Below are 26,936 nucleotides of genomic sequence, written 5' to 3'. Positions count from 1 at the left end.
CCCCCATTTTTCTCATGCGCAAGAGGGACACGAGCGCGCCCGCCGCGTCAACCGCGGCGGGCGCGCCGCCCCCTTAGAATTTTGCGCCGAGGGTGACGAACACCTGACGGGGATTGCCGTAAAAGGCGGTGAGGACGCCTTCGCGGCCCAGCGCCGGGATCGGATCGCCGGCGGGGGTGAGCACGGGAACGCCGGTGGTCGGGTTGGTCGCGATGAACGGATAGCCCGAGGTGATGTAGCGCTCGTCGGTCAGGTTCTTGCCGTAAAGGCCGATCGAGAAACGGTCTTCCGCCCAGCGATAGGTGATCCCCGCATCGACCAGCGTATAGGCCGGCTGATCGAGATAGGGATTGGCGATCTCGAACTGCTGCGTGCTCGAACGGTGCGACACGGTGACGTTGGGCGTCAGATCGCCGTCGCCGAGCGGGAGCGTGGCGCCGAGGGTTCCGGAAGCGGTGAACTCAGGCGTGTTCTGGATGCCGCGGAACGGCGCGACATTGGTTGGGACGCCCTCTCCCGGCGGGCCGATGATGACGCTATATTCGAGGTATTCGGCATCGATATAGCCGAGCGTGCCGGCCAGCGTCACCTGCGATCCGGCGCCGGCGAAACCACGCGCCAGCCGTGCGAACAGCTCGGCTTCGACGCCCTTGAAGCGCGCCTTGCCGGCATTGGTGGTGACGCCGGCAAAGCCTTCGAACACGCCGTCGTTATTGGCGTCGATGCCGACCGAACCCGGGATCTGGACATTGGTGTAATCGGCATAGAAGCCGGTCAGCGCATAGGTGAAGGCGCGGTCGAACAGCGATCCCTTGACGCCGACTTCATAGCTGTCGACCTCTTCGGGTTCGAACAGGAAGAAATCGTAGATTTCGGCATAGGTCGGCGGGCCGGCTACGCCATCGGTATTGGGGGTGACGTTGGCGCTGCCGCGCGGATCGAAGCCGCCGCCCTTGAAGCCCTTAGAATAGGACGCATAGACCATCAGGTCTTCGGTCGGCTTGATCGAGACCGAAGCGCGCGGGGTGAACTTGTCGAAGCTGGCCTCTCCCCGGAAATCGGTGATCGGCGCGCCCAGATCGATCGCGTCGCCGCCGAAGGGCGGGGAGGCGAAGCCGGTGCGGTTGGCCTTGAAGATCACCGACCGGCGGTTGTCGCGCGTGTAGCGGCCGCCGGCCGACACGCTCAGCCAATCGGTCACGTCGAAGGTGAAGTCGCCGAACACCGACCAGGTGTCGGTGTTGACGTCGCCCGAGGTGAACTGGCCGAAGCCCTCGCTTTCGGGCAGGCCGATCAGCGGCCCCGTCGTCGCGAGCAGCACGTCGAACTGGGTCAGCGCGTTGGCTTCGAGATAGTAGAAGCCGAGCAGGCCCTGCAGCCGGTCGCTTTCATAGAGCAGCTGGAATTCCTGGCTGACCTGATCGTTGAAATAGAGGCCGGGCACGTCGACGTCGATCGTCGGCAGCGCGTCGAAATCGATCGGCACGAAGCTCTTGTCCTCGCGCCAGGCGCTGATGCTGCGCAGCGTGAAATTGTCCGACAGCTCGGCGGTGATGTTCATCATCAGGCCGTAGGCCTCGATATCCTGCGCGGGGACGGTCAACCCGGCGCGGGTGTCGTAGACATCGTCGAGCACCGGCGCGCCCGAGAAGAAGCCGGGGATCAGCCGGTGGCCGTTGCGCGGGTTCGATTCGTCCTTGGTGTAGTCGCCAGCGATGCGGATGAAGAGCCGCTCGTCGGGCGTTTCGAACTCGAGCGAGCCGCGGCCGGCCCATACGTCCTTGTTGTAGTTCTCGATGCCGAGATTGACGTTGTCGCCGAAGCCGCCGCGGCTGAGGCGCGCGCCCGACACGCCGACCCTGAACATGTCGCCGATCGGCGCGCTCAGGCTGACGACGCCGTCGGCCTGGTCGTAGCTGCCATAGGTCGCGCGCAGCTTGAGCTCGAACTCGTCTGGCAGACGGCGGGTGACGTACTTGACCGCGCCGCCGATGGTGTTGCGGCCGTAGAGCGTGCCCTGCGGCCCGCGCAGGATCTCGATCCGCTCGACGTCGTAGATGTCGAGCACGGCGGCCTGCGGCCGGTTGAGATAGACATCGTCGAGATAGATGCCGACGCCCGCCTCGAACCCGCCGACCGGATCCTGCTGGCCGACGCCGCGGATGAAGGCGCTGAGCGTCGAATTGGTCGCGCGCGAATTCTCGAGCGTGACATTGGGCGTGGTGTCCGAAATATCGGTGATGTCGATCGCGCCCGCATTCTCCAGCGCCTCGCCCGAATAGGCGGTGACCGCGATCGGCACGTCGAGCAGATTCTCCTCGCGGCGGCGGGCGGTGACGACGATGTCGCCGTCCCCGGCGGCCTGCTCCTGCGCGACCGGTTCTCCTTCCGCGGATACGGCCTCCTGCGCGAGACCGGGCGCGGCGGTGAGCGCCATCGCGGCGACGCCGGCGCGAATCAGGACGCGTGCGGAAACGGACGTGCGTGAAGCCATTGTGTTCCTCCCCTTGGGTGCCACAACCTCTTGGCGGGTTGCACCGGATGCCCGGTTGCAATACTGAAAGTTGAACCAGGATTCAACTTGGGATTTGGGGGAGACGAAAATGGCCGTGGCGCGTGACCGATCCGCCACAAATGCGAGCGACGAGGACGGCGCGAGCGAGGGCAAGTCCCCCCGCACCGCGCGCGGGCGCAAGACGCTGCGCGCGATCCTCGACGCGGCGGCGGTGGAGTTCGGCGAAAAGGGGTTCCACGAAAGCTCGATCAGCGGGATCACGACCCGCGCGGGCGTCGCGCTGGGCAGCTTCTACACCTATTTCGATTCGAAGGACGCGGTGTTCCGCGCGCTCGTCCGCGACATGTCGACGCAGCTGCGCGATCATGTCACCCCACTGGTGCAGGCCGCGCCCGACGGCATCGCGGCGGAGCGGATCGGCCTCGAATCGTTCCTCGAGTTCGTCCGCGAGCACAAGGAGATCTACCGGATTATCGATGAATCCGAGTTCGTCGACTATGAGAGCTACCGCCATCATTACACGACCACCGTCGAGCGCATCCACCAGCGGCTGAAGGCGGGCGCGGCGCGCGGCGAGATCCGCGCCGATGTCGGCGAGATCCACGCCTGGGCGATCGGCGGGATGAACGTGTTCCTCGGCCTGCGTTTCGGGCTGTGGGACCGCGAATCCAACCCGCGCGAGGTCGCGGCGATCGCCAACGACCTGCTGGCGCGGGGATTGCGGCCATAGGCGATGGCATGGCCCCTGCGAAAGGCAGGAACCGCAGGCAGCATGTTCGATTACCTGCTGGCCCTCAAAACCCAGCCGCCCCCTGCCTTCAGGGGCGACGCGATTTAGTCCTTCCCCTCCAGCCTGTCCTTGAGCGCGGCGAAGGGGCTCGCCGGCCTGGCCTCATCCTCGGAAAGCACACCGGCGTCCTTGAGCGTCCTCTCCGCATCGGCGCTGCGCGGGAAGGGGTCGAGCGCGAGCGCCATCGTCTCCGCGACGGCCTCGCCCAGATCGATGGCGCCGCCCGCATAGCCGATCACCTCGCAATCGGGCGCGGCGAGCTCGATCTCCTCGACGCCCGACGCGGCCAGCAGCGAATCGGGCAGGAAGCGGATGAGCAGCGGCTCGTTGATGCTGGCGGGCACCGGATCGCCGGTGGCGATGCAGGCCTGATCGACGCGCGCGGCCACGCGCCCGGTGACGGTGACGATCTCGCCGTCGCGCACCAGCGTGAGATCGGCCGACAGGGCCTCGACCGAGAGAAGCCCGAAGCGCTCGGCGAGCGCGGCGCGCTCCGCCTCGTCCGCTTCGATCGCCAGCGCGACCGGCTGGCCGCCGAGCGTGTCGAGCCGGCGCGGGCGGGAGAATTCGGGCGCGGCGTTCATGCCGGGAGCTCTCCGCGGAGGATCGTTTCGGCGGGCGCGGCGGCGAGCGCGCCGGCGAAGGCGGTGAGATGATCCCTCACATGCGCCAGGGCGGCGGGATCGGGCGCTTCGCCGCGATAGATGTTGCGGATGATCGCGCCGTCGAGATCACCGCCCGCCAGCCCCTCGCGATAGGCGCCCAGCCGGCCGCCAAGCGCGCTCATCATCCGGCCGATATGCTTGCCGACGACGATGTCGCCGATGCCGATCTCGCGCAGCTGGCCGTCCATGTCGGTGACGAAGCGCTCGGTCAGCCGCGCCGAGGGGGCGGCCGCCTCGGGATCGTCCTCCAGCCGGAGCAGCACCAGCGAGAGCACCGCTGCGACCATGTCGAACCGGCCGTCGACGGTGTCGGGCACCGATCCTTCCACATACCAGTGCGGCGCGCGCGCGCGATCGACCACCGCGGCGTAGAGCCGGGCCGTCCCTTCATCCTCCGGAGGGCGGGCGAACAGCCGGGAAATGAGCGACATGGGCGGTCAGCAGTCCTTGGCGAAAGCGCGCACGGCTTGCCGTGCGGGGGTTGAGCGCATATTGCTGCCCGGTGCGGGCGATGCAATGCTCCATCCCCGCGCAAATTGTGCCCGCGTATCGCTGGAGATCTACGTTCCATGTCGCCCCGTGCCCTTCTGACGATCCTGGCCGTCGCGCCGGTCCTCGCCGCCACCGGCGCCTGCGCGCCGATGCGCGGCTTCAACGGCTATGTCGTCGACCGCGATCTGCTCGCCGGCATCCAGCCCGGCATCGACAACCGCGAATCGGTGCTGCGGACGCTCGGCAAACCGACCTTCCAGAGCCAGTTCGACGGCGGCGACAACTGGTATTACGTGTCGCGCAACACCGGACAGCGGGCGTTCCGCACCCCGCGGGCGACGGCCGCTTCCAACGTCCGCGTGCGCTTCGATGCGGCGGGCAACGTCGTCGCGGTCGACCGCACCGGGATGGAGCAGGTCGCATCGATCAACCCGAGCGACGAGAAGACGCCGACGCTGGGCCGCGAGCGCAGCTTCTTCGAGGAAATCTTCGGCGGGATCGGCCAGGTCGGATCGGGCCTGGGCGGCACCAGCGCCCCGACCAACACCGGCGGGCAGCCCTGACCCCAGGCCCCTTGGGCATTATTTCAATAGGCTGACAACCGCGTTCGCGGCCCGTTCAGTGCGAATCGCCTAGATCGTCCTCCCATGCCGACGTGCCCGCACGCCGGCAGGCAGAATGGAGACGATCATGCGTAAATTTGTGATCCTGGCGGCGATGGCCGCCACCGTGTTGCCCGTCGCCGCGCAGGCCCAGACCCGCGAAATCCGCCGCGACCGGCAGGAACTCCGTGAGGAACGCCGCGATCTGCGGCAGGCGCGTCGATATGGCGACCGCCGTGACGTGCGCAGCGAACGCCGCGACGTCCGTCAGGCCCGCCGCGAGCTGCGGCAGGACCGCCGCGACTGGCGACGCGACGACTGGCGCGGCTGGCGCAGCAACAACCGGGCGATCTTCCGCCGCGGCCAATGGCGCTCGCCCTATCGCTACCGGGCGTTCCGCCCGGGGATCTCGATCGCGCGGCACTATTACAGCCCGCGCTACTACATCAACGATCCGTGGCGCTACCACCTGCCGCGGCCCGGCCGGAACCTGCGCTGGGTGCGTCACTATGACGATATCCTGCTGATCAACATCCGCACCGGCCGCGTCGTCGACGTGATCCGCAACTTCTACTGGTAACGGCTTTCAGCGGGCGTGCGACCGCCCGGTCTGAAGGAGCGGCCCGGGAGACTCCCTGCTCCCGGGCCGTTTTCCATGTCCGCCCGGAGGCGGTTCTTCGAAACTCCCCCATTGGCCGCGCCGCTCGCCACGGCGCGGCCGATGTCGCTCGCGGATACGCGCGCCCGGCATCAGTCCCGAAGGGGGTAGGACCATCTGCGCAAACGCGCCGGAACGGCTTTCGTTCAGCGCATCGTGAAACGAATCTGATCGACCGTCCGCCCGCCCGGATCGAGCAGCGCCAGCCGGTGGATTCCCGGGCTCGCGAGCACCAGCGGCGCGGCGTCGGCGGGACCCAGCAGGCGGCCGTCGAGCCGCAGCACATGCCCCTCGACCGCGCCCGCCACGTCGATCGCCAGCCGCTGGCGGTCTACCGGGATGTCGGGGTCGAGCGCATAGACGCTGCCCGCGACCGGATGGGTGATGCGCGGGCGCCGCGCCGTGGCCGGAACCGCGGCAAGCTGCGCCTGGCCGGTGCCGCTGAGGAAGAATTCGCGGCGCGGGGCTTCGCGCGCATCGGCAAAGGTCACGCGGCGCGCCTCGATCCCGCGGGGCATCGCGGGCGGCTTGCCCGGCGCGCCGGCGTGGAGGGCAAGCATCACGTCGCGCCAGACCGGCGCCGCGCCGCTGGTGCCCGACACCGCGCGCATCGGATCGCCCTCCAGATTGCCGACCCACACCGCGACGGTGAACCGGTCCGAGAAGCCGACGCACCAATTGTCGCGCATCGCCTTCGACGTGCCGGTCTTGACCGCCGCCCAGAAGGGCAGCCGCAGCGCCGAATCGGCGCCGAAGGTGCCGACGCGCGCATTGGGATCGGCCATGATGTCCGCCACCAGCCACGCCGCCTGGGGCGAGGTCAGCCGCCTCCCTTCGCCGTTCGGATCATCGAGGGTCAGCCGCGCAGGCGACCAGCGCCCGCCATTGGCGAGCATGCGGTAGGCGTTGGCCTGTTCGAGCAGCGTCACCTCGGCCGAGCCGAGCGCCAGGCTGAAGCCGTAATATTGCCCGTCCTCGACCAGGCCGCGATAGCCCGCGTCCCACAACCGGTCGCGGAACGGCTCGACCCCGACGAGCAGCAGCGCGCGCACCGCGGGCACGTTCAATGATCCGGCGAGCGCGGCGCGGACCGACACCGGCCCCTTGAACCCGCGATCGTAATTCTGCGGAACGTAAAGCCCCGACGCGGTGTCGAGCTGCACCGGCGAATCGTCGAGGATCGAGGCGGGGGTGAGATAGCCGCGCTCGAGCGCCGCGGCGTAGAGAAAGGGCTTGAGCGTCGATCCGGCCTGGCGATAGGCGGCGGCGCCGTCGACCTGCGCGGCGGTCGAAGCGCCCCCGACGCCGCCGACATAGGCGATCACCTCGCCGCTTCGATTGTCCATCACGATCACCGCGCCGTCGCGCGCGCGGGCCGCGCCCAGGCCCTTCAGGCGGCGGCGCAGCGCGCGCGCGGCGATGGTCTGCGCGCGGCGGTCGAGGGTCGAGCGGATGGTGAGGCCGGGGCTGGTCAGCAGCTGGCGGGCAAGGTGCGGGGCGAGACCGGGATCGAGCGCAAGGCGGCGCGCAGGACCGAGCATCGTGGCGGCGGCGGAGCGCAGGTTGGCACATTCTCCCCTCCCTGAAAGGGAGGGGAGCGCGACGGCTCTTGGCTCTGTCCGGGGGACAGAGCTGCCGTCGCGCTGGGTGGGTTCCCCGCCGCTGGAGACTGCGCTTGGGGCGGTCGACCCACCCCCAGCCCCTCCCTGGCCAGGGAGGGGAGAAGCAATGCGGCAAGCCCTCGCCGCAATGCGGTCTGCGGGAGCCTGGGGCTCGGGCAGCAGCGCGGCGAGGAGCAGCGCCTCCTGGCGGCTTAGCGCATCGGGGCGTTTGCCGAACAATGTCAGCGCGGCGGCGCCGATGCCCTGCGCCTCGCCGCGGAAGCCGGCGAGGTTGAGATAGGCCTCAAGGATCTGCGGCTTGGTCCAGCGCGCCTCGAGCGCCTTAGCCGCGCGCATCTGGCGCAGCTTCTCGCGCCAGCCGCGCGCGCCGGGCGCGGCGAGATCGGGAGCCAGATAGGCGGCGAGCTGCATCGAGATGGTGCTCGCGCCGCGCACGCGCTCGCCCTGCAATCGGTCGCGCGCGACGCCCGCCAGCGCCAGCCAGTCGATGCCGCCATGCCCAAGGAATCGCTTATCCTCCGCGACGACGATGGTCTGGCGCACCACCGGCGCGACGTCGTCCAGCGGCACCCAGGCGAGCCGGCGCGCGGCGAAATCGACGCGCTCCGAGTCGATCAACCGCCCATCGCGGTCCTGCAACCAGGCTTCGGAGGGCGCCCAGGCGGCGCGCGCCTCGGCGTAAGAGGGCAAGGACGGCGGGGCAGTGAGGAGATGGGCGGTGAACAACAACGCTGCGGTTATCACCGTCGCCCCTGCGAAGGCAGGGGCCTTTGGCCGCTTGCGCAACGCTCGCCATCGAAGTCGCGCTTGCCGCCAGAGGCCCCTGCCTTCGCAGGGGCGACGGTCTCGTCCGCTCACCGCTGCGCCACCCTCAATCGCCGGTTCGGCAGCGCCGCGCGGATTTCGGGCGAGTACATCGCCTCCACCCGGCTGGGCGGCAGGCCGAAATCGCCCGCGCCGTTCAGCCGCATCGTGTAGCTGACGGTGGCGCGGCCGCGCGGCAGCCATTCGAAATAGGCGCGCCAGGCGTCGCGGCCGCGCTCGGTATAGCTCGGCTGCATGCCCTCGCTTTCGCCGCCCGCTTGCAGGATCTCGGACTGGCCGCCGAGATTGCCCAACACGGTCGCGCCGGGCGGGATCGGATCGCTGATCACCACCCAATTGCGGTCGGTCCCCGCCTCGACGGTGATCGTCACGCGCACCACGTCGCCGCGGCCGAGGCGGCCCGGCTGACGCGCCTGGACGACATCGACCTTGCGGCTCATCCGATAGCCGGCGGACAGCGGCCGCGTGAGCGGGACGGCGGCGCGGACCGAGACGGTCGCCCATGGCCCCGCCCCGCCCGACTGGTTGAGCGCGAGGGGCGCGGAGCTTGCCGGGAGCGGTAGGCGGAGGAAGCGCTGGTCGACCGCCAGCGGCCAGGCGCGGCTGACGCTCCGTCCACCGATCCGCGCGGTGGTGGTGCCGGCGATCGCTGTTGCCGGATAGAGCTGGCCGAACTTGCGCGCGGCGACCGCGCCCCAGGCGTTGGCCGGGGTGGTGTCCCAATGGCCGCGGCGCTGGCGAAGGCCGACGCCCGCCATCATCCGCGGCGCCTCGTCCTGCCAGCCGGGGCGGCCCAATGCGGCGAGCGTGGCGCGGATCGCCATCTCGTCATCGGAGGTCATCATCCACCACGGCGCATCGGCCCCGTCCGACAGGTCGAGCCGGGTGCCTTCATAGGTGATCCGCGTGCGCAGGATGCGCTCGGCCTCGGCCTTTTGCGCCGCGGCGTTGGCGATGCCGGGGGTGCGGTCGAGCACGGTCAGCCAATCGGCCAGCGCGCCGGTCGGCATCTCGCCCACCGGCAGGCCGATCTGGCCGAGCATCGCGGGGGAAGCCGCGCCGTTGCGGGCGAGCGCGGCAAGCGCGGCGAGCTTCACCAGCCGATCGTCGCCGCCATAGCGCTCACGGCGGATGCGCCCCTCGACCACCGCGGTCAGCGCCTCGATCATGCGCGTGCGCGAGGCGGGGGGCATGGCCAGTCCGGCCTCGGCGGTGATCGACATCACATAGGCGGTGAGCGTGTCGGAACCTTGCAGGCTTTCGCTGGGGAAATAGCGCAGCAGGCCGTCGCCGTCCTGATAGGCGGGGATCTCGCCCGCCAGCGCGTTCCAGGCGGCGGTGTCGCCCAGCGCCACCGCGCGGCTCGTGCGCTGTTCGAAGCACTGATAGGGATAATCGCCCATATAAGCGCGCACGCCGTCGAGCGAGGGTGCGAGGGTATCGGCGAGGCTGACCGTGACGAAGCCGCCGGGCAGCGCGCCCGCGGGCGGAGCGATCGGGATGCTGGTCGTATCGCCGATACGGGTCAGCACCGCCGCCCAGGTCTCGATCGGCACCGCCGGCGCGACTTCCTGGCTGACGGTGATACGGTCGGCGGCGCGGCCGTCGGCGCTCCTCGCGCTGACCTGCCATTGCAGCCGGTCGAGGCCTGCCGGCGCGGTCAGGTTCCAGGCGATCGGCGCGGCGCCGCCTGCCGGGATGGTGACGGTCAGCGGCCGTCCCTGCGCCACGCGCGGGATGACCGCGACCTCGGCGGTGACGGTCATCGGCCGGTCCGATCCGTTGCGCAGCGTGAAGCCCGCGGCGAACCAGTCACCGGTGCGCACCAAGGGCGGGATGCCGGCATAGAGCGACAGGTCCTGCGCGGTGCGCACGGTCGCCTCGCCGGTGCCGAACAGCCCGGCGCCGTCGGTGGCGATGGCGACCAGCTTGAACGAGCTGAGCGAGTCGCTGAGCGGCACTTGCAGCCGCGCATGGCCGTTGGCGTCGAGCGGCACGCGGCCGCGCCACAGCAGCACCGGCTGGAAATTCTCGCGGTTGAGCGCGGAGGCGTCGCCACCGCCGCCGCCCGCCTCGACCGCCTTGCGGCCATAATGGCGCTTGCCGACCACTTGGGTCTGCGCGGTGGCGGTGAGGACCGAAAGCGGCCGCTCGCCCATCATCGCGGCGAGCACGTCCCAGCTGTCATTGGGCGCGAGCTGGAGCAGCGCCTCATCGACCGCGGCGAAGGCGATCTCGGCCGATCGCGCCGCGGCGCCGTCTGGCCGCTTGACCGCGACATCGACCGTCGCGGTGTCGCGCGCGGAGAATTTCTCCTTGTTGGCGCGTACCTCGACGCCGAGCTTGTGGCCCTCCCAGCCGACCTTCACCTTGGCGATGCCGAGCCGGTAGGCGGGCTTGGCGAGATCGACCAGCGCGGTCGGCCTTGGCGCATGCTCGCGCGCGCCGAACAGCTCCTTGAACCAGTCCCACCAGCCCTGCTCGACCCGGCCGCGCACCGCGAGCACCGATACATAGACGTCGGGCGCGTAGGATGCGGGCATCGGCACCTCGATCACCGGATCGCTGCCGTCGAGCGTGGTGACGAAGCTGCCCAGCACCCCCTCGCGCTCGATCGTCACCAGCGCGGTCGCCTGGCGGAAGGGCATGCGCACCTGGAAACGCGCGGTCTCGCCCGCCTTGTAGGCCGGTTGCTCGGGGATCAGGTCCATCCTGTCGCCATTGTCGCCGCCGAACCACCATTCGTCCTCGCCCGCGAGCCACACCGAGGTGGCCGCGCGGGCCACGTTGCCATCGGCGTCGCGGGTGGTGGCGACGGCATAGACCTCGCCCGAGACCCCGGGATCGAGCGTGCAGGAGGCGAGCCCCTGCGCGTCGGTCGTCGCCGAGCAGTCTGCGTCGATCCGCGTCGTGCGCATGCGATTGTCATAGGCGTAGAAGCCGCCGATCAACCGGCGGCGCGCGGTGAGGATCTCGCGGCTGTAGAGCGCGACCTCGATGCGCTGGCCCCTGACCGGCATCCCGGCGGTGTCGAGCGCGACCAGCTGCAGACGCAGATCGTCGTCGCGCATCATCCAGCCGTCGGTGCGGATGCCGAGCTGGACGGCCGCCGGGTAGAGTGTGATCCGCCGCGACGCGGTCAGCACCTCGCCATTGGCGTCCTCATAATCCATCTCGACCAGCATGTCGGTGCGGGTGTCGATCGCCTGCGGCACCGAGATCGCCTGCCGCGCCGTCCCTTGCGCGTTGAGGCTGAGCGGCAGGGTCTGGGTAGGCGGCAGCGGGACGAGCGCTTCCTCGCCGTCGCCGTCGAGCGGCTTGACGCCTTCCTCGACCGCTTTGCCGCCGAAGGTGAAGCGCTCATAATTCTCCGGCCGCGCGGTCGCCTCGAACCAGGCGGTGCGGACCGAGACGGGCAGGTTGGACGCCGCGCCGCCGGCGAGATAGCCGACATAGAGATCGACCGGCACCGACTTGGGGCGGACCTGGGCGTCCTTGGGGCCGGTGACGCTCGCGCGCATCGTCGGCAGGCGATATTCGTCGATCCGGAACGACTGGTTCGGCCAGATCGTCCGCTCGCCCGCCTCGATCGACAGATCGTAATCGCCCTGCGGCGCGCCCGCGGGGGCGGTCCATGTCGTCTCGCCGATGCCGTCCGCACCGATCTTGAGCGGCAGCTCGAACTGCGTCCCCGATCCGCGATGCGCGAGCCGGAGCGTGCCGCTCAAGCCCTCGCTGCTGAAGCCTGTCGCCACCGGGCGGCGGTAGAGATGCTTCATGTTGACCGTCTCGCCCTGACGGACGAGCGCGCGGTCGAACACGGTGTGGAAGATCTCGGGCCGCTCGTCCCAGCCATAGGGCAGGTCGAAGTCGTAGGGGCGGATGCCCTCGCCCCAGCCGGTCATGGTGAAGCTGAAATCGCCGCCCTTGCGCGCGCTGACCATCAGCGGGGCGTTGGGGTTCTCGCCCTCGCACGTCCCATAGGTTTCGGGCTGGGGCAGGCCGCGCACCGTCGCGCGGCCGCGGCTGTCGCTCTGCCCGCGCGCCAGCGTGCGGCCGGTGCAGCTGTCGGTGATGCGTATCTCCGCGCCCGCGACCGGCTGCGCGCCATCGAGCGAGGTGACCCACGCCATCGACACGTCGCGGCCCCATTTGAAATGGACCGAGAGGTTGGTGACGAGGGCGCCGGCGGTGACGTAGCGCGTCGCCTTGCGTCCGAGCAGCGCCTGGCCGAGCCGCGGGCTGGCGAGTTCGACGACGTAGAAGCCGGACTTTGCCAGCGGGATACCGACGACTTCGAAATCCTTGCCCTTGCCCGGCAGGCCGAGCTTGATCGCTTCGCCGCGCGCCGCGCCCAGCAGCGGGGTCGCGCCGGTATAGTTGACCGTGACGTCCTCGCCGCCGCGCTTTTCGGTGCGATAGTCGCTGCGATTGGCCTTCTCGATATCGCGCATCCATTTGGCGATCTCGCCGTCCGCCCCCTCGACGCGCAGCGTTTCACCGCCGAGCGCGAGGTTGCGGCCCTGGAGCGCGGGCTCGACGTTGCGGACGGTGACCGGCAGCACGCCGCCCTCGCTCGCCTCGAGGATGCCGAAAGGCGCGGCGAACTTCACTAGCGGCGGCGCCTCGTCGATCTTGACCGCGAGCGGAAAGCGTTCGGCATTGGCGAGCGCGCGGCCGCTTTCGTCCTTGATGCCGGCGGGCAGGCTCAAGAGCGCGCCGACATTGGCGGGGAGAGGTGCTGCGAACTTGACCTCGCTTTGCGTCGCCTTGCGCTTGTCCTCGTCGGTCAGCGTCGGGGCGATCTGGCGTTCGCCGACGGTGAGGCGGATCGCCTCGGCCTCAGCGGTCGGGATTGGGGCGGTGAAGCGCACCCAGGCGTCCTGCACCGGGTTGCAGCCCGCCTGCGGGTTGACCCGGCCGCATTCGAAGCGCGCGGTGAAGGGCTGGCGCACCTTGAAGTCGAAGCGCTGATCGGCGCCGGCGGTACGCCCGCCGCCGGTGATCTGGCCAGACCAGACCAGCGCGACGTCGCGCCCCGGTGGCAGCGGGCGGCGGCATTTGAGCGCGGTGACGCTGGCTAGCGCGCGGGCGCGCTGCGTTTCGTTTTCAGGCAGCGCCGTTGGCAGCCCGGCTTCGGACAGGAAATTCTGCACCTGCCAGCGGTCGGGGCCAAGCGCGGCGAGCAGCCTGCCCGGCACCTCGGCGCCGAGCACATCGACCGCGATCTTCTCGCCGATGCCGTCGACCGCGCAATAGGCGTTCGCCGCGACCGACGCGCGATCGGGGGAGAGATTGGCGGCGACCAGGAACACCTGGTCCTCCTCGATCTCTCCGTCATAGCGCGCCGGCATCACCGCGCGCGCAGTCGGCCCGCCCGAATCGACGGTGAAGCGCTGCTGCCCCGTCACGTCCACGCCGCGCTGGCTGCGCAGGCCTTCGCGCAGGGTGAAGGTGCAGGTCGTGCCGCCGGGCAGCGGATCGGCGAATTCATGGACATAGGTCTGCTGGTCGGCCCAGCGCCCCTCGCCCGTCACCGCGCATTGCACGTCGAACGGCCCCTGCGCGCGCGGATCGCCCAGCGGCGCCATCGCCTCGGAGAAGCGTGCGGTGAACCGCTCGATCGCGCCATCGGCGATGCCGGGCGTCGCCATCGTCACCTGCGGGCGCGAATCGGCGGAGGCGACGAGCGGCGCGAGGCCGGCCAGGATAAGCGCGATTGCGGCTAGGCGGCGCATGAACAATCCCCCCGATTCCTGCGCTCACGCTATGCCCGCCACGAATAAAGTCCAGCAAAGTTCGACTCTTGGCTCCCAACTCGTTACGCAAATTACACAATTTGCGACTCGGGACAGGGGGCGAGCCGTGGAGGGGGCAATCTGGCTGGCCGAGGCGGCCGCGAGCGAAGCTTTGCTGTTCGCCGCCGTCCTGTTTCTGATCGGCGGGATCGACGATCTCGCGGTGGACGTGTTCTGGATCGTCCGCCATCTCACGCGCCGCGCCACGGTCTATCGCCGCCATGCGCGCAAGGCGCTTTCCGACTTTCCTCCCGCCGACCTCCATTTCGCGATGTTCGTTCCAGCGTGGGATGAGGGCGCGGTAATCGCGCAGATGCTGAGCACCACGCTTTCGCGGCTGACCTGCGGCCGGCTGGTCGTCTTCGTCGGATGCTATCCGAACGACGTCGCGACCTGCGATGCGGTCGCCGATGTCGCGGACAAGGATGCGCGCATCGTCCTTGCGCTGAATCCCCGTCAGGGCCCGACGACCAAGGCGGACAACCTCAACGCCATGTGGCGCGCGCTCCAGCGGCACGAAGCGGCGACGGGGATGCGATTCGACGCGGTGGTGCTGCACGATGCCGAGGACGTCGTATCGTCGGGGGAATTGCGCGTCTTCGCGCATCTGCTGGAGCGCGCCGAGGTGGTTCAGCTGCCGGTGCTGCCGCTGGTCGATGACCGGTCGCGCTGGATCTCGGGCCATTATGTCGACGAGTTCGCAGAGGCGCACAGCAAGATGATGGTCGTGCGCGAGGCGCTGGGCGCGGCGCTGCCGCTTGCCGGCACCGGTTTCGCTATCGATCGGGCGCTGCTCGGTCGGCTGGCCGCGGCGCGCGGCGGCGCGCCGTTCGATGCGGAAAGCCTGACCGAAGACTACGAGCTCGGCCTCGCCCTTTCGCGGCATGGCGCGCGTGCGATGCTGGCGCATGTGCCGGTGACGCCCGGCGGCATGCCCGTTGCCGTGCGCGCGCATTTCCCCGCCAGCCTCGATGAGGCCGTGCGGCAGAAGGCGCGCTGGATGACGGGCATCGCGCTGGCCGGCTGGGACCGCGTCGGTTGGTCCGGCTGGCGTCGCCGTCCACTCATAGAGAATTGGATGCGGCTGCGCGACCGGCGCGCGCCCATCGCAGTGCTCGCGCTGCTGGCGGCCTATGGCGGCGCGCTATTGTGGGCGGTCGCCGAGTTGCTCGGCTGGATCGGGGGCGAGACCGTGGCCCTGTCGGTCCCGTGGTGGCTGCTGGCCGCGAACGGCGCGCTGATGGCCTGGCGGCTGACGCTCCGTGCGGGCATCGTCGCGCGATTCTACGGCTGGGCCGAAGGCGTCCGCTCGATCCCGCGGGCGCTGATCGCCAATGTGATCGCGATGTGCGCGGCGCGCGACGCGATGGCGCGCTACGTCCGCATGCTGCGCGGTGATGAGCTGGTGTGGGACAAGACCAGCCATGTCTATCCCGGGACATTGCCCGCCGAATGATCCTTGCCGGCCGTCCCTTGCGCTTCATGGCGATGCTGCTCGGCGGCTGGGTAACCTTCCGCGTGCTGTTGCTCTGGCCCTATGCTTCGGAGGTCACGGCCGGGGCGATACGATCGCCCGGGGCCCCGCCGGTCACGGCAAGGGCGGTGATCGCGCTCGCCCAGCCGGAGGCGGCGCGGGTTTCGATAGCATTGCCCCCGCGATCGCATCGGGTGACGATCCGCATTCCCGAAGCCGCCCCTCACGATGCCCGCGCATTGGCAGCCTCTGTCGACACCTCCGCCGGGAGCCCGATCGCATCGTTGTTCGCCGACTTACCCGACCCAGGGCGAGCGGAAACCCCGACGCAGCAAAGCCCGATCGGTCGCGTGCCGGGGCCGACGGGTTCGCGCTGGACGGTCAGCGCCTGGCTGGTCGCGCGGGGAGAGGGCAGCACGGCGCTCGCGCCGGGCGGGACGCTAGGCGGATCGCAAGCCGGGTTGCGCGCGTCCTGGCGCCCGATCCGCTCTGCCCCGGCGGCGCTTTTCTGGCGCATGTCCCGGCCGTTGCGCACGCGCGGCGCCGAAGCGGCACTGGGCGTCGAGGTGCAACCCTTCGCGCGCATTCCGGTACGAGCCGCGCTCGAGCAGCGTTTCGCGCTCGAGGACGGCGCGGCCGAGGGGACGGCGCTGTCGCTGGTCGGCGGCGTCGGCGATGTGCCGCTGGCGGCGGGTTTTCGCCTGGACGCCTATGGCCAGGCGGGGATTATCGGTCTTCACCGGCGCATCGGCTTCGCCGACGGCGCTGCGAGCGTGATGCGGCCGGTCGCGGCCTGGCGCGAGGTCGATCTCGCACTGGGCGCGGGCGTCTGGGGCGCGGCGCAGCCGGGGCTGTCGCGGCTGGATGTGGGTCCACGCGCCGAGCTGCGACTTCCCATTGCGCGGCGGCGCGTGCGGCTGGGCATCGAATGGCGCCAGCGCGTCGCCGGCAATGCGCGACCGGATTCGGGGCCGGCGCTCACCCTGGGCACCGACTTCTGACGCTTCCGCACGGGCGTCGCCCGCGCTAAGCCCTCACGCGCCCCATGGATATCTATCTTCCCATCGCCAATCTGTCGGTCAACGCGCTCGTCATCATCGGGCTGGGCGGGCTGGTCGGGCTGCTGTCGGGGATGTTCGGCGTCGGCGGCGGCTTCCTGACCACGCCGCTTTTGATATTCTACGGGATTCCGCCGACCGTCGCCGCAGCATCGGCCTCGACGCAGGTGACCGGGGCGAGCGTGTCGGGCGTGTTCGCCCATCTGCAGCGCAAGGGCGTCGATTTCCACATGGGCGGAGTGATGGTCGCGGGAGGCGTGCTGGGATCGCTGATCGGCGCGGGCATATTCAGCCTGCTCCAGGCGTCGGGCCAGATCGATACGGTGATCCTGGTGCTCTACGTGCTGATGCTCGGCGGGGTCGGCGGGCTGATGCTCAAGGAAGCGCTGCAGGCGGTGGGCGCAGTGCGGCGCGGCACGCCGGTCGCGGCGAAGAAGCGCCGGCACCATCCGCTGGTCGCCGCTCTGCCGCTGCGCTGGCGCTTCTACCGCTCCGGCCTCTACATCTCGCCGCTCGCGCCGCTGATCCTGGGGGTGCTGACCGGCATATTGACGATGCTGCTCGGCGTGGGCGGCGGCTTCATCATGGTGCCGGCGATGCTCTATCTGCTCGGCATGGGTACGCAGGTGGTGGTCGGCACCTCGCTGTTCCAGATCCTGTTCGTGACCATGGCGGCGACGATGGTGCACGCGACCACCACCAAGGCGGTCGACATCGTGCTCGCCGCGCTGCTGCTGATCGGATCGGTCATCGGCGCGCAGCTCGGCGCGCGACTGGCGCGGCGGGTGAAGCCCGAATATCTCCGCCTGGCGCTCGCCGCGGTGGTGCTGGTGGTGGCGTTTCGGCTGGCGCTGGGCCTGGGCTGGCGGCCCGACGAGATCTACACGGTGATCGCCGAATGAGGCTGCGCGCGATCCTGCTGCTGCTGTGCGCCCCGCTGGCGATGGGGCAGGCGAAGCCGGTGCTGGTCCCCGACGTGTCGCAGCGCGACATCGAGATCATCTACAGCTTCACCGGGGCCGAGCTGCTGCTGTTCGGCGCGATCCTCTATCCCGGCGGCCGCGTGCCCGACGACCGCGCGGACATCGTCGTGGTGGTCAAGGGCCCGGTCCAATCGGTGCTGATGCGCGAGAAGCAGAAGGTCGCCGGCATCTGGGTGAACGCCGAAAGCGCGCGCTTCCGCTCCGCCCCCTCCTTCTACGCCATCGCCTCCTCGCGCCCGATCGGGGAGCTGGTCGACGAGCGCACCCGCGCGATCTACGAGCTGGGGCTCGACAGCCTGCAGCTGTCGCCGATCACGTCGGGCAGCCCCGAACAGCAGCAGCGCTTCGCCGCGGGGCTGGTCGATCTGCGCAAGCGCACCGGCCTGTTCGTCGAGGAGCCGGGATCGGTCGAGATCACCGACGACGTGCTCTACCGCGCCAACATCGACATCCCGGCGCGCGTGCCGGTGGGCCGCTTCACCGCGGAGACCTTCCTGATCCGCGACGGGCGCGTGCTGGCGGCGGCGGTGCGCGACATCGAGATCCGCAAATCGGGCTTCGAGCGCTTCGTCGCGGCGGCGGCGGACCAGTGGTCGGTCACCTACGGGCTGGCGGCGGTGGCGCTCAGCCTCGCGCTCGGCTGGGCGGCGGGGGCGCTGTTCCGCCGCTTCTGAGCGGCGAACGCAATCTTTACCATCAAGGACTAAGCATCGCCCGCTTGGGGACCATGGTTTCTGGGGCGGTTTGATGGATATGCACCATGCGCGGATCGAAACGCGGGACGCGCCCGAAGAAGGCGCGCCGCAGGGCGCGACCGCGCGCGGCATCGGCATGGTGGTGGAGGTCGCGGGTTCGTCCTCCCGCGTGCTGCTCGATCCCGCCGCGCTCGACGCGCTCGCCGATCACGCCGACCCGACGATGGCGATGGGCGGCCAGGTCGGCAGCCAGATCAAGATGCGCGTCGGATCGGTCTGGCTGATCGCCAATATCCGTTCGCTGCGGCTGGAGGACGGCGCCGAAGGCATCACCGCCTATATCGACTTCCTGGGCGAAGGCGACGAGGAGCGCCTGACCGGCAAGATGTACAATTTCCGCCGCGGCGTGACGCGCTACCCGGCGCCGGGCTGCGTGGTCCATCCGGTCAGCAACGCCGACATGCGGCAGATGTACGCGACCGACGACCGCGCGCATGTCGAGGTCGGCACGGTCTATCCGACGCGCGACGTTCGCGGCGCGCTCTACATCGATGCGATGCTGGGCAAGCATTTCGCGCTGCTGGGTTCGACCGGCACCGGCAAATCGACCGCCGCCGCGCTGATCCTGCACAAGATCTGCGATCTCGCCCCCGAAGGCCACATCGTCATGATCGATCCGCACGGCGAATATGCCGCGGCGTTCAAGACCAACGGCGCGATCTACGACGTCTCCAACCTGCAGATGCCCTATTGGCTGATGAACTTCGAGGAGCATGTCGAGGTGTTCGTCACCTCCGAAGGCTCGGAGAAGCAACTCGATTCGGACATCCTCGCCAAATGCCTGCTCGCCGCGCGCGGCAAGAGCCGGGTGGGGCAGGAGATCGCCAAGCTGACGGTCGATTCGCCGGTGCCTTACCTGCTGAGCGACCTGACCAACATCATCACCCAGGAAATGGGCAAGATGGACAAGGCGGGCGACAGCGCGCCCTATATGCGGCTGAAGACCAAGATCGACGAGATCAAGGCCGATCCGCGCTACAGCTTCATGTTCTCCGGCATGCTGGTCGCCGACACGATGGCCGGATTCCTGCAGCGCATCTTCCGCCTGCCCGGCGATGGGCGGCCGATCTCGATCATCGACGTGTCGGGCGTGCCGTCCGAGATCACCTCCGCAGTGGTCGCGGTGCTGGCGCGGATGGTGTTCGACTATGCCATCTGGTCGCGCAACGAGCCGCAGCGGCCGATCCTGCTGGTCTGCGAGGAGGCGCACCGCTACGTGCCCAACGAGCGCAACGCCGACGGTTCGTCGGTCGGCCGCATCCTGGGGCGGATCGCGAAGGAAGGGCGCAAATACGGCGTGTCGCTGGGGCTGATCACGCAGCGCCCGTCCGACCTGGCCGAAGGCGTGCTGTCGCAGTGCGGCACGATCATCGCGATGCGCCTCAACAACGACCGCGACCAGGCCTATGTCAAGGCGGCGATGCCCGAGGGCGCGCGCGGCTTCCTCGATTCGATCCCGGCGCTCAGGAACCGCGAATGCATCATCTGCGGCGAGGGCGTCGCGGTGCCGATCCGCGTCGCGCTCGACACGCTCGACGAGGTCAAGCGCCCCGCCTCGAGCGACCCGCTCTTCTCCGACCTGTGGAAGCAGCAGGGCGGCGAGGAGGCGATCATCGAGCGCGTGATTCGCCGCTGGAGGAGTCAGGGGCGGTAACCGCCGACAGGCCTTGCGTCGCATGAGTCGCGGCTGTTCTGCAATTCCGTTGCGTCAGAGCGAAATTTTATTTCAGGACAACGACGCCGGCAAATGTCGAAGAGCGGACGAGCTGCCGCGACCATGACATAGCCGATCGATGTAGGACAGCGGATTTTCGCCGGAGCCGGCGGGGCTCAGCGCGCCGCGATCTCGACCTTTTCGGCGGGCGCCTCGGCGCCGGCGACGCGGGTGTTGAGGACGTTCGAAAGCTTCGACTTGAAATTGGCCAGCTCGCGGCCGGACAGCTGGGCGGTGGTGGTGAAGCTCACCGATTTGGGGTTCACCGCGACACCGTTCTTGTAGAGCTCGTAGTGAAGGTGCGGGCCGGTCGAGAGGCCGGTCGAGCCGACATAGCCGATCACCTGGCCCTGGCGCACGCGCTGGCCCGACTTCACCGCGATGCGGCTCATATGCGCATAGCCGGTGGCGATCGAGCCGTTGTGCTTCAGCTTCACATATTTGCCGTGGCCGCCGTGCCGCCCGGCGAAGCTGACGGTGCCGTCGGTCGCGGCGCGGATCGGCGTGCCATAGGCGGCGGCGAAATCCATGCCCTTGTGCATCCGCGAATAGCCGAGCACCGGATGGCGGCGCAGGCCGAAGCTGGACGAGACGCGGACATTGCCGACCGGGCGGACCATCTGGCCGCGCGTCTCGCCGACGCCCGACGCTTCGAAGAACTGGCTGCGCCCGTCCTGCTCCCAACGCAGCAGGCGAACGTCCTTCCTGCCGCGATCGAGCCCGGCATAGATCAGCTGGCCGACCTGGACCTCGCCGGTTTCGGCGCGGGCATGCTCGACGATGATGTCGAAGCGGTCGTCCGAGCCGATCCGGCTGACCGGGACATGCTGCGCCATCGCGCGCAGATAGGCCTCGACCGCCTTGGCGGGCGCGCCGGCGGCGCGAGCGGCGCGGTACAGGCTGGCGCCGACGCGGCCCTGGATGCGCAGCGGCGTGCGATCGACCGCGATCGGCAGGCGCTTGAGCTGGAGGCTGCCGCCGACGCGTTCGACGGCGAGGTTGAGATCGAACCTGGCGCGGAAGGCGAGATGATCGAGCGGGCGCGGATCGCTGCGGCGCGCGCGGCGGCCGAGCGTGATGTCGATGCGCGTGCCGGGCGCGATATCGCCCAATGCGACCGCGGCGGAGACGAGATCGGCCACCTGGCGCGCCTCGCCCTTCGCGACGCCGGCGCGTTCGAGCACGCGGGCGAAGCCGTCGCCCTGGCCCAAGGTCGCGGTGAGCTCGATCGAGGGGCGCTCGGGCGTGCCGGCGAGCGGCACCACCGCATCGGTCGCGCCCATGCGGCGGCCGGTGTCGCCCCCCCAGGCGAGCGGGGCGAAGGATTGCGCTCGGGCCTCGTCGAACTCGGACGCGGTCAGCTGCGGCAGCGTGGGGCCGGCGAGCGGCTCTCCGATCTCGGGCGCGAGCGCGATCGTCGCGCCGCACAGCGCGGTGAGGGTGACAAGCCCGCGCCACCATTCGCGGCTGCCGATGCGCGCGCCGAGATCGGGCGTCCAGTCGGTATCGGCGAGGGTGCGGCGGAGACGTTCGAGCGCGGTGTCGGGCTGACGGTGCGGGACATAGATCTGGTCGAGCGACAGCGCGGCGGCGCCGCCAGCCTGGCCGAATCCATGTTCATGGCGCTGAAACAAGGCCCCGAAGCCCCCGACCCGCAGAAAACGGCCTATCCCGGCCTTGGAGCGGACACTGTGGGCCGAAAGGGTTAATGTCAAACTAAGCTACTGGAGTGGCGACAAACCCTGCGGTGAACCGTGTGGTGCGGGCGGTGAAAGACGTAAATTGCGGGGAACTGGCCCGGAGGCGTCGCCCCTGCGCAGGGGCGACGGCATAGAGCTAGCGCTCGTATGCCTTGGGCAGCGCGCCTTCCGTGGGCGTCGCGTAGCGGTCGCGCAGCTTGGTTTGGCGGGTTTCCATCGGCTGAGCGACGCCGTCGATCCACACGGCTTCGGCGGCGCTCGACAGTTCGAGCGGGTCGCCCGACCACAGCACGACGTCGCCGCGCCGGCCGGGGCGGAGCGAGCCGATCTCCCCGCCCAGCCCGATCGCCTCGGCGGGGCCCGAGCTGATCGCGGCGAAGGCCTGGTTCCAGTCGAGCCCGGTCGCGCCGGGCAATCTGGTCAGCGCGACGAGGTTGCCGGCATATTGCGGGCTGCGGATCGCCATGCGCGGATCGTCGTCGTCGATCGTGCCGATCGACACCTCGACGCCGGCGGCCCGCATGCGGCCGATATTGGACTGGGTGGCGGCGAGCGTCTCGAAGCTCGACGGCAGGTCGTTCAAGGCCGAGGCGATCACCGGGACGCCCGCGGCGACGATCTGCGGCGCGACCGTCCAGCCCTCGCTGGCGCCGACCAGCACCAGCTTCAGGCCGGGAAATTCGCGCTTCAGGGCGAGCACGTTGAGGATGTCGCTGGCGCGCTCGACATGGACGAGCAGCCGCTGCTCGCCCGAGACGACGGGCGCGAGCGCGGCGGCGTCGGCGCGCGGAAGGATCGAATCCTTGCTGTCGCCGTCATAGGCGGCGGGGTTGCGCGCGTAGCGCTGCGCCGCGTCCAATGCGGCGCGGAACTGGAGGAACAGCGCGGGACGGCTGCCGCCGCCCTCGCTGCGCCCGGTCTCGCCGAACTCGACGAACTGGAAGGCTTGGCGGCGGGTGACCGCGTCCATGTCCGCGCCCGTATCGATCACCGCGCCCTGCCCGGCGAATATGGTCGCTTCCGCCGCGGGCGCGACGATCGCACGCGTGACGCCGCCGGCGCGGTTGATCGCGATCGGCGTCGCGCGCGGGTTGACCGCGGGGACGATGTCGATCGCCGCCGACCAGGGCGTCTGCGCGCCGCTCGCGTCGTTGGTCGCGGCGACGCCGTCGACCTCGATGATGCCGAGGCGGGTGAAGCCGGCGACGATGCCGGGGGTGACCCATTTGCCCGTGGCGTCGACCGTTTGCGCGCCCGCGGGGACGGCCACGCCCGATCCGGCGGCCACCACGCGGCCGTTCCGGATCACGACGGTGCCGCCCTGGATGGGGGCGGAGCCGTCGCCGATCACGACGGTGCCGCCGGTGATGGCGACGGTCTGCGCGGCGAGCGGGGTGGAGGCCGCCAAAACGGCGACACCAAACCCCGTTTGTATCGAGCGTAGTCGAGATACGCTGCGGAGCGCTTGCCCCACGCTTCTCGACTTCGCTCGAAGCGAACGGGACAGGGGGGCTAGAGTCGCGAGGCTCACTTCACATCCCCCTCGCCGGGCTGGCCCAGCTCGAAATCGCTGACCGGGCGGCGGGCGGGATCGGCGGCGTCGAACATCAGCGCGCCGTCGATCCAGACGCGTTCGGGCCGGGCATAGACGCTGAACGGGTTGGCGTTCCACAGCACGACATCGGCCATCTTGCCGGGGGCGAGGCTGCCGGTCCGATCGGCGATGCCCATGGCGCGGGCCGGGTTGATCGCGAGCCAGGTCCAGGCGATCTCGTCGGGGATCCGGATGCCCATGCGGCGGCCGTCGGCGAGCGCCTTGCCCGCCTCCTGGTTCAGCCGCTGGATGCCGTTGGCGTCGTCCGAATGGACGATCGCGCAGGCGCCGGCATTGTGGACCAGCGGGATATTCTCCGGAACGCCGTCATAGCTTTCCATCTTGAAGCCGTACCAGTCGGCCCACATCGCCGAGCAGATGCCCTCCTTCGCCAGCAGATCGGCGATCTTGTAGCTTTCGACCGCGTGGTGGAAGGCGGTGACCTTGTAGCCGAACTCCTTCGCCATATCGATGACGTTGGCCATCTCGTCGGCGCGGTAGCAGTGGTTCTGGATCAGTATCTCGCCGTCGAGCACGCCGGCGAGCGTTTCCATGGCGAGATCGCGGTCGGGCGGATCGCCGCCGTCCTCGGCATATTTCCTCCATTTGCGCTGATAGGCCTGTGCCTTGGCCCAGGTCTGCCGGTCGAGCGCGATATTGCCCATGCGCGTGGCGGGGAGCGTGTTGCGCGCGCCGTAGACGCGCTTGGGGTTCTCGCCGCACGCCATCTTGAGGCCGTAGGGGGCGCCGGGGAACTTCATCCCCTGCATGGTGCGCGCGGGCACGTTCTTGAGCGTGACCGACCGGCCGCCGAAGAGATTGGCCGAGCCGGGCAGGATCTGGAGGGTGGTGACGCCGCCATTGGCGAGCGCGCGGGCGAAACCGGGATCCTGCGGCCAGACCGAATGCTCCGCCCAGACCTGTGGGGTGACGGGCGAGGTCGCCTCGTTCCCGTCCGAATGTGCGGGCACGCCGGGCGATGGATAGTCGCCCAGATGGCTGTGGATGTCGATCACGCCGGGGGTGACGAACTTGCCGGCGCCGTCGATCACCTCGACGCCCTCGGGGATCGGCGTGTCCGCGCCGCCGACCGCGACGATCTCGCCGCCGGAGAAGACCACCACGCCGCCGTCGTAGCGCCGGCCCTCGCCGTCGAACACCGTCGCCCCGCGCACCGCCGTCGGCCGACCGGGATAGGCCCGGTAGGTCGAGGGGAACGGGTTCTTGTCCGGCAGCGCGCGCCCGGCCGAGGCGGACGATGCCGTCGCCCGTTCGCCGTTCGTCGTCGCGCACGCCGCGAGCGCGAGGCCCGCGGCGACCACCCCCAGCGCCCGCATCACTTCAGTTCGCGGTCCGTCGGGACGCCCGCGGCGGCGGGCTCGCCGATCTCGCGCTGGCCGGCGAGCGCGCGGTCGGGATCGCGATCGAACACATCCTCGTGCATCAGCCGCTTGATCAGCGGCGACACCAGGATGACGCCGACGCCGACGGCGATCGCCACCCAGCCGATCGTCGAATAGACGTCGATCACCGGCGTCGCCGACGCGCCTTCGACCTCGGCGCCGTGGCCGCCGGTCGCCTGGGCGATCAGCCCGCCGATGAAGTTGCCGCCCGCGGTCGACAGGAACCAGGTGCCCATCATCAGGCCCACCATGCGCGCTGGCGCGAGCTTGGTCATGGCGGAGAGGCCGACCGGCGACAGGCACAGCTCTCCCATCGTGTGCAGCAGGTAGATCAGGAAGATGAAGATCACCGGCGTCAGATTGCCCGTCCCCGCCGCCATCGCGCCCGCAACGAGGACGAGGAAGCCCAGCCCGAGCTGGACCAGGCCGAGGCCGAACTTGGCGGGGGTGGAAGGCTCCAGCCCGCGCTTGGCGAGCCACAGCCACAGGCCGGCGAAGACCGGGCCCAGGAGCACGATGTAGATCGCGTTGATCGACTGGAACATCGAGGCGGGCACCTCCCAGCCCAGCATGTTCCGGTTGACCTGTTCATCGGTATAGACGTTGAGCGAGGAGCCGGCCTGTTCGAACAGCGCCCAGAACAGCGGCTGCAGCGCGATGAGGAACAAGGCGGCGAGGATGCGGTCGCGCTCGACCGGGGTGAGCTTGAACACCGCCGTGACCAGGAGATAGACGACGACCACCGCGCCGAAGACGGCGAGCATCCAGCCGACCACGTCCTGATACTGGATCAGCACCCAGACGATGGCGACGCCGACGATGCCCGAAAGATAGACCATCCATTCCATCGGCACGCCCATCACCGGGCGCGAGAGCGCCGCCGCGTCGGGCGCCTCGCCGCGCCCCATCAGCCAAGGCCGCCCCCACACGAAGACGATCAGGCCGAGCAGCATGCCGATGCCCGCGGCGCCGAAGCCCCAGGCCCAGCCATAGGTCTGGCCGAGGAAGCCGACGAGCAGCGAGCCCAGCGCCGCGCCGACGTTGATGCCCATGTAGAAGATGGTGAAGGCGGGATCGCGCCGGGGATCGCCCTGGCCGTAGAGCTGGCCGACGATCGCCGAGATGTTCGCCTTCAGGAAGCCGACGCCCATGATGATGAAGGCGAGCGCCAGCCAGAAGATGTTGAAATAGACCGATCCCTGCATGTCCGCCGCGGTCGCGCCGGGAATCTGGGCCGGCCCGGGGCCTTCGAAGGCCATTAGCCCGTGGCCGATGACGAGCAGCACCGCGCCGTACTGCACCGCCTTGCGCTGGCCGATATAGCGATCCGCCAGATAGCCGCCGATGACGGGCGTGATGTAGACCAGCGCGGTGTACGCGCCGTAGATGATGTACGCCTTCTCCTCGGCGAACAGCCAGTGCTGCAGCAGGTAGAAGATCAGGATCGCGCGCATCCCGTAATAGGAAAAGCGCTCCCACATCTCCGCGAAGAACAGGACGAAAAGCCCGCGCGGCTGGCCGAGAAGGGTCTTCCCCTCGACGCTGCCCGCCGGATAGCTGCTGGCCATGATGAGTCGGCTCCCCGAAATCGTTGGTGCCGGCTCCCTGGCCCGGCGTTATGGGGGCGGAGACTAACGGCGAAATCCGCCGTGTGAAGCGCATAGTTGCACGGCGAAGCCGCCGCCTTCGGAGAAAATATGGTTTTCAATGATACTTCTTCGCCGCTTTCGCTGATCGCCACGCGCCGTTCGGGCAAGCCGCGCGACATGATCGCGCCGGGGCCGACGGCGGCCGAGATGGACGCGATCCTGGCCCTGGCGCTGCGCACGCCCGATCACGGCAAGCTCGCCCCGTGGCGCTTCGTCGTGATCGAGGACAGGGACGCGCTGGAGGCGCTGTTCGTCGACGCCTACCTGGCCGAGAAGCCCGATGCCGGGCGGCTCGAGATCGAGGCGATGGAGAATATGGCGCGGCAGGGGCCGGCGCTGGTGGTGGCGCTGTCCTCGCCGCAGCCCGAAAGCCATATCCCCTTGTGGGAGCAGCAATTGTCGTGCGGGGCGGCGTGCATGAACCTGCTCTCTGCGGCGCATGCGCACGGCTTCGTCGGCTGCTGGCTGACCGGCTGGCCGGCCTATTCGGACAAGGTGCGCGACGCGTTCGGCGGGCCGCACGAGCGGATCGCCGGCTTCCTCTATATCGGTACGCCCGGACGCGAACCGGAGGAACGGCCGCGGCCCGATTTCGACGCGGCGGTATCGCGCTGGGGCGGGCCGACAAAAGGATAGTGG

General features: G+C 69.6%; 18 protein-coding genes. 9 read left to right on the top strand and 9 right to left on the bottom strand.

Annotated elements, in window-relative coordinates; translation table 11 throughout:
• Positions 1-73: 73 nt before the first annotated feature.
• Positions 74-2,494 carry a TonB-dependent receptor gene (locus D1610_RS09985; protein ID WP_245942118.1) on the bottom strand — a complete coding sequence of 807 codons (2,421 nt, stop codon included), beginning with the start codon at positions 2,492-2,494 and terminating at the stop codon, positions 74-76.
• Positions 2,495-2,603: 109 nt separating this feature from the next.
• On the opposite strand from D1610_RS09985, the gene D1610_RS09980 reads away from it, so the two are divergent.
• Positions 2,604-3,245 carry a TetR/AcrR family transcriptional regulator gene (locus tag D1610_RS09980; RefSeq protein WP_118864007.1) on the top strand — a complete coding sequence of 214 codons (642 nt, stop codon included), beginning with the start codon at positions 2,604-2,606 and terminating at the stop codon, positions 3,243-3,245.
• 104 nt (positions 3,246-3,349) lie between these two features.
• On the opposite strand, the gene D1610_RS09975 is transcribed toward D1610_RS09980, so the two are convergent.
• Positions 3,350-3,889, bottom strand: coding sequence for a YceD family protein (locus D1610_RS09975; RefSeq protein ID WP_118864006.1), 540 nt, complete (start codon positions 3,887-3,889; stop codon positions 3,350-3,352).
• Positions 3,886-4,401, bottom strand: a complete 516-nt coding sequence (locus tag D1610_RS09970; protein ID WP_118864005.1) for a ubiquinol-cytochrome C chaperone family protein — start codon at positions 4,399-4,401, stop codon at positions 3,886-3,888. Before D1610_RS09970 ends, D1610_RS09975 begins: the two co-directional genes overlap by 4 nt.
• Positions 4,402-4,539: 138 nt before the next feature.
• Here D1610_RS09970 and D1610_RS09965 point away from each other — a divergent pair, with 138 nt between their 5' ends.
• Together D1610_RS09965 and D1610_RS09960 are read left to right on the top strand one after the other, a co-directional pair.
• A complete protein-coding gene (locus tag D1610_RS09965) occupies positions 4,540-5,025 on the top strand; it encodes an outer membrane protein assembly factor BamE (RefSeq protein ID WP_118864004.1) in 486 nt (161 codons plus the stop codon).
• A gap of 127 nt (positions 5,026-5,152) precedes the next feature.
• Positions 5,153-5,644, top strand: coding sequence for an RcnB family protein (locus tag D1610_RS09960; protein WP_118864073.1), 492 nt, complete (start codon positions 5,153-5,155; stop codon positions 5,642-5,644).
• 224 nt (positions 5,645-5,868) lie between these two features.
• Here D1610_RS09960 and D1610_RS17385 read toward each other — a convergent pair whose 3' ends face one another.
• Together D1610_RS17385 and D1610_RS09945 are read right to left on the bottom strand one after the other, a co-directional pair.
• On the bottom strand, positions 5,869-8,088 hold the full coding sequence (locus tag D1610_RS17385) for a transglycosylase domain-containing protein (RefSeq protein ID WP_245942115.1): 2,220 nt from the start codon (positions 8,086-8,088) through the stop codon (positions 5,869-5,871).
• 110 nt (positions 8,089-8,198) lie between these two features.
• Entirely contained in the window at positions 8,199-13,907 is a 5,709-nt protein-coding gene (locus D1610_RS09945; protein WP_182466775.1) for an alpha-2-macroglobulin family protein, read from the bottom strand.
• Positions 13,908-14,034: 127 nt separating this feature from the next.
• On the opposite strand from D1610_RS09945, the gene D1610_RS09940 reads away from it, so the two are divergent.
• The 5 genes from D1610_RS09940 (at position 14,035) to D1610_RS09920 (ending at position 19,891) form a co-directional block, all read left to right on the top strand.
• Entirely contained in the window at positions 14,035-15,423 is a 1,389-nt protein-coding gene (locus D1610_RS09940) for a glycosyl transferase family protein (RefSeq protein ID WP_245942113.1), read from the top strand.
• Complete coding sequence (locus D1610_RS09935; protein ID WP_118864002.1) at positions 15,420-16,442, top strand: hypothetical protein; 1,023 nt, start codon at positions 15,420-15,422, stop codon at positions 16,440-16,442. Before D1610_RS09940 ends, D1610_RS09935 begins: the two co-directional genes overlap by 4 nt.
• Before the next feature lie 44 nt (positions 16,443-16,486).
• Positions 16,487-17,401 (top strand): sulfite exporter TauE/SafE family protein, encoded by a 915-nt coding sequence (locus D1610_RS09930; RefSeq protein ID WP_118864001.1) that lies wholly within the window; start codon positions 16,487-16,489, stop codon positions 17,399-17,401.
• Entirely contained in the window at positions 17,398-18,156 is a 759-nt protein-coding gene (locus tag D1610_RS09925; protein ID WP_118864000.1) for a TIGR02186 family protein, read from the top strand. The genes D1610_RS09930 and D1610_RS09925 overlap by 4 nt, the downstream gene beginning before the upstream one ends.
• 79 nt (positions 18,157-18,235) lie before the next feature.
• Complete coding sequence (locus tag D1610_RS09920; RefSeq protein ID WP_118864070.1) at positions 18,236-19,891, top strand: ATP-binding protein; 1,656 nt, start codon at positions 18,236-18,238, stop codon at positions 19,889-19,891.
• Positions 19,892-20,067: 176 nt separating this feature from the next.
• Here D1610_RS09920 and D1610_RS09915 read toward each other — a convergent pair whose 3' ends face one another.
• The 4 genes from D1610_RS09915 to D1610_RS09900 all read right to left on the bottom strand — a co-directional run bounded on the left by D1610_RS09915 (position 20,068) and on the right by D1610_RS09900 (position 26,216).
• Positions 20,068-21,585 carry a M23 family metallopeptidase gene (locus D1610_RS09915; protein ID WP_118863999.1) on the bottom strand — a complete coding sequence of 506 codons (1,518 nt, stop codon included), beginning with the start codon at positions 21,583-21,585 and terminating at the stop codon, positions 20,068-20,070.
• Positions 21,586-21,787: 202 nt separating this feature from the next.
• On the bottom strand, positions 21,788-23,059 hold the full coding sequence (locus D1610_RS09910) for an amidohydrolase family protein (RefSeq protein WP_245942111.1): 1,272 nt from the start codon (positions 23,057-23,059) through the stop codon (positions 21,788-21,790).
• A gap of 119 nt (positions 23,060-23,178) precedes the next feature.
• Positions 23,179-24,582 carry an amidohydrolase gene (locus D1610_RS09905; protein ID WP_118863998.1) on the bottom strand — a complete coding sequence of 468 codons (1,404 nt, stop codon included), beginning with the start codon at positions 24,580-24,582 and terminating at the stop codon, positions 23,179-23,181.
• Entirely contained in the window at positions 24,582-26,216 is a 1,635-nt protein-coding gene (locus tag D1610_RS09900) for a peptide MFS transporter (protein WP_118863997.1), read from the bottom strand. The genes D1610_RS09905 and D1610_RS09900 overlap by 1 nt, the downstream gene beginning before the upstream one ends.
• Before the next feature lie 129 nt (positions 26,217-26,345).
• On the opposite strand from D1610_RS09900, the gene D1610_RS09895 reads away from it, so the two are divergent.
• Entirely contained in the window at positions 26,346-26,933 is a 588-nt protein-coding gene (locus D1610_RS09895; protein WP_118864068.1) for a nitroreductase family protein, read from the top strand.
• The last annotated feature ends 3 nt before the right edge of the window (positions 26,934-26,936 follow it).

The organism is Sphingomonas gilva, from assembly GCF_003515075.1.
Classification (GTDB): Bacteria; Pseudomonadota; Alphaproteobacteria; order Sphingomonadales; family Sphingomonadaceae; genus Sphingomonas; species Sphingomonas gilva.
This window is presented reverse-complemented; position numbering and strand designations above follow the sequence as displayed.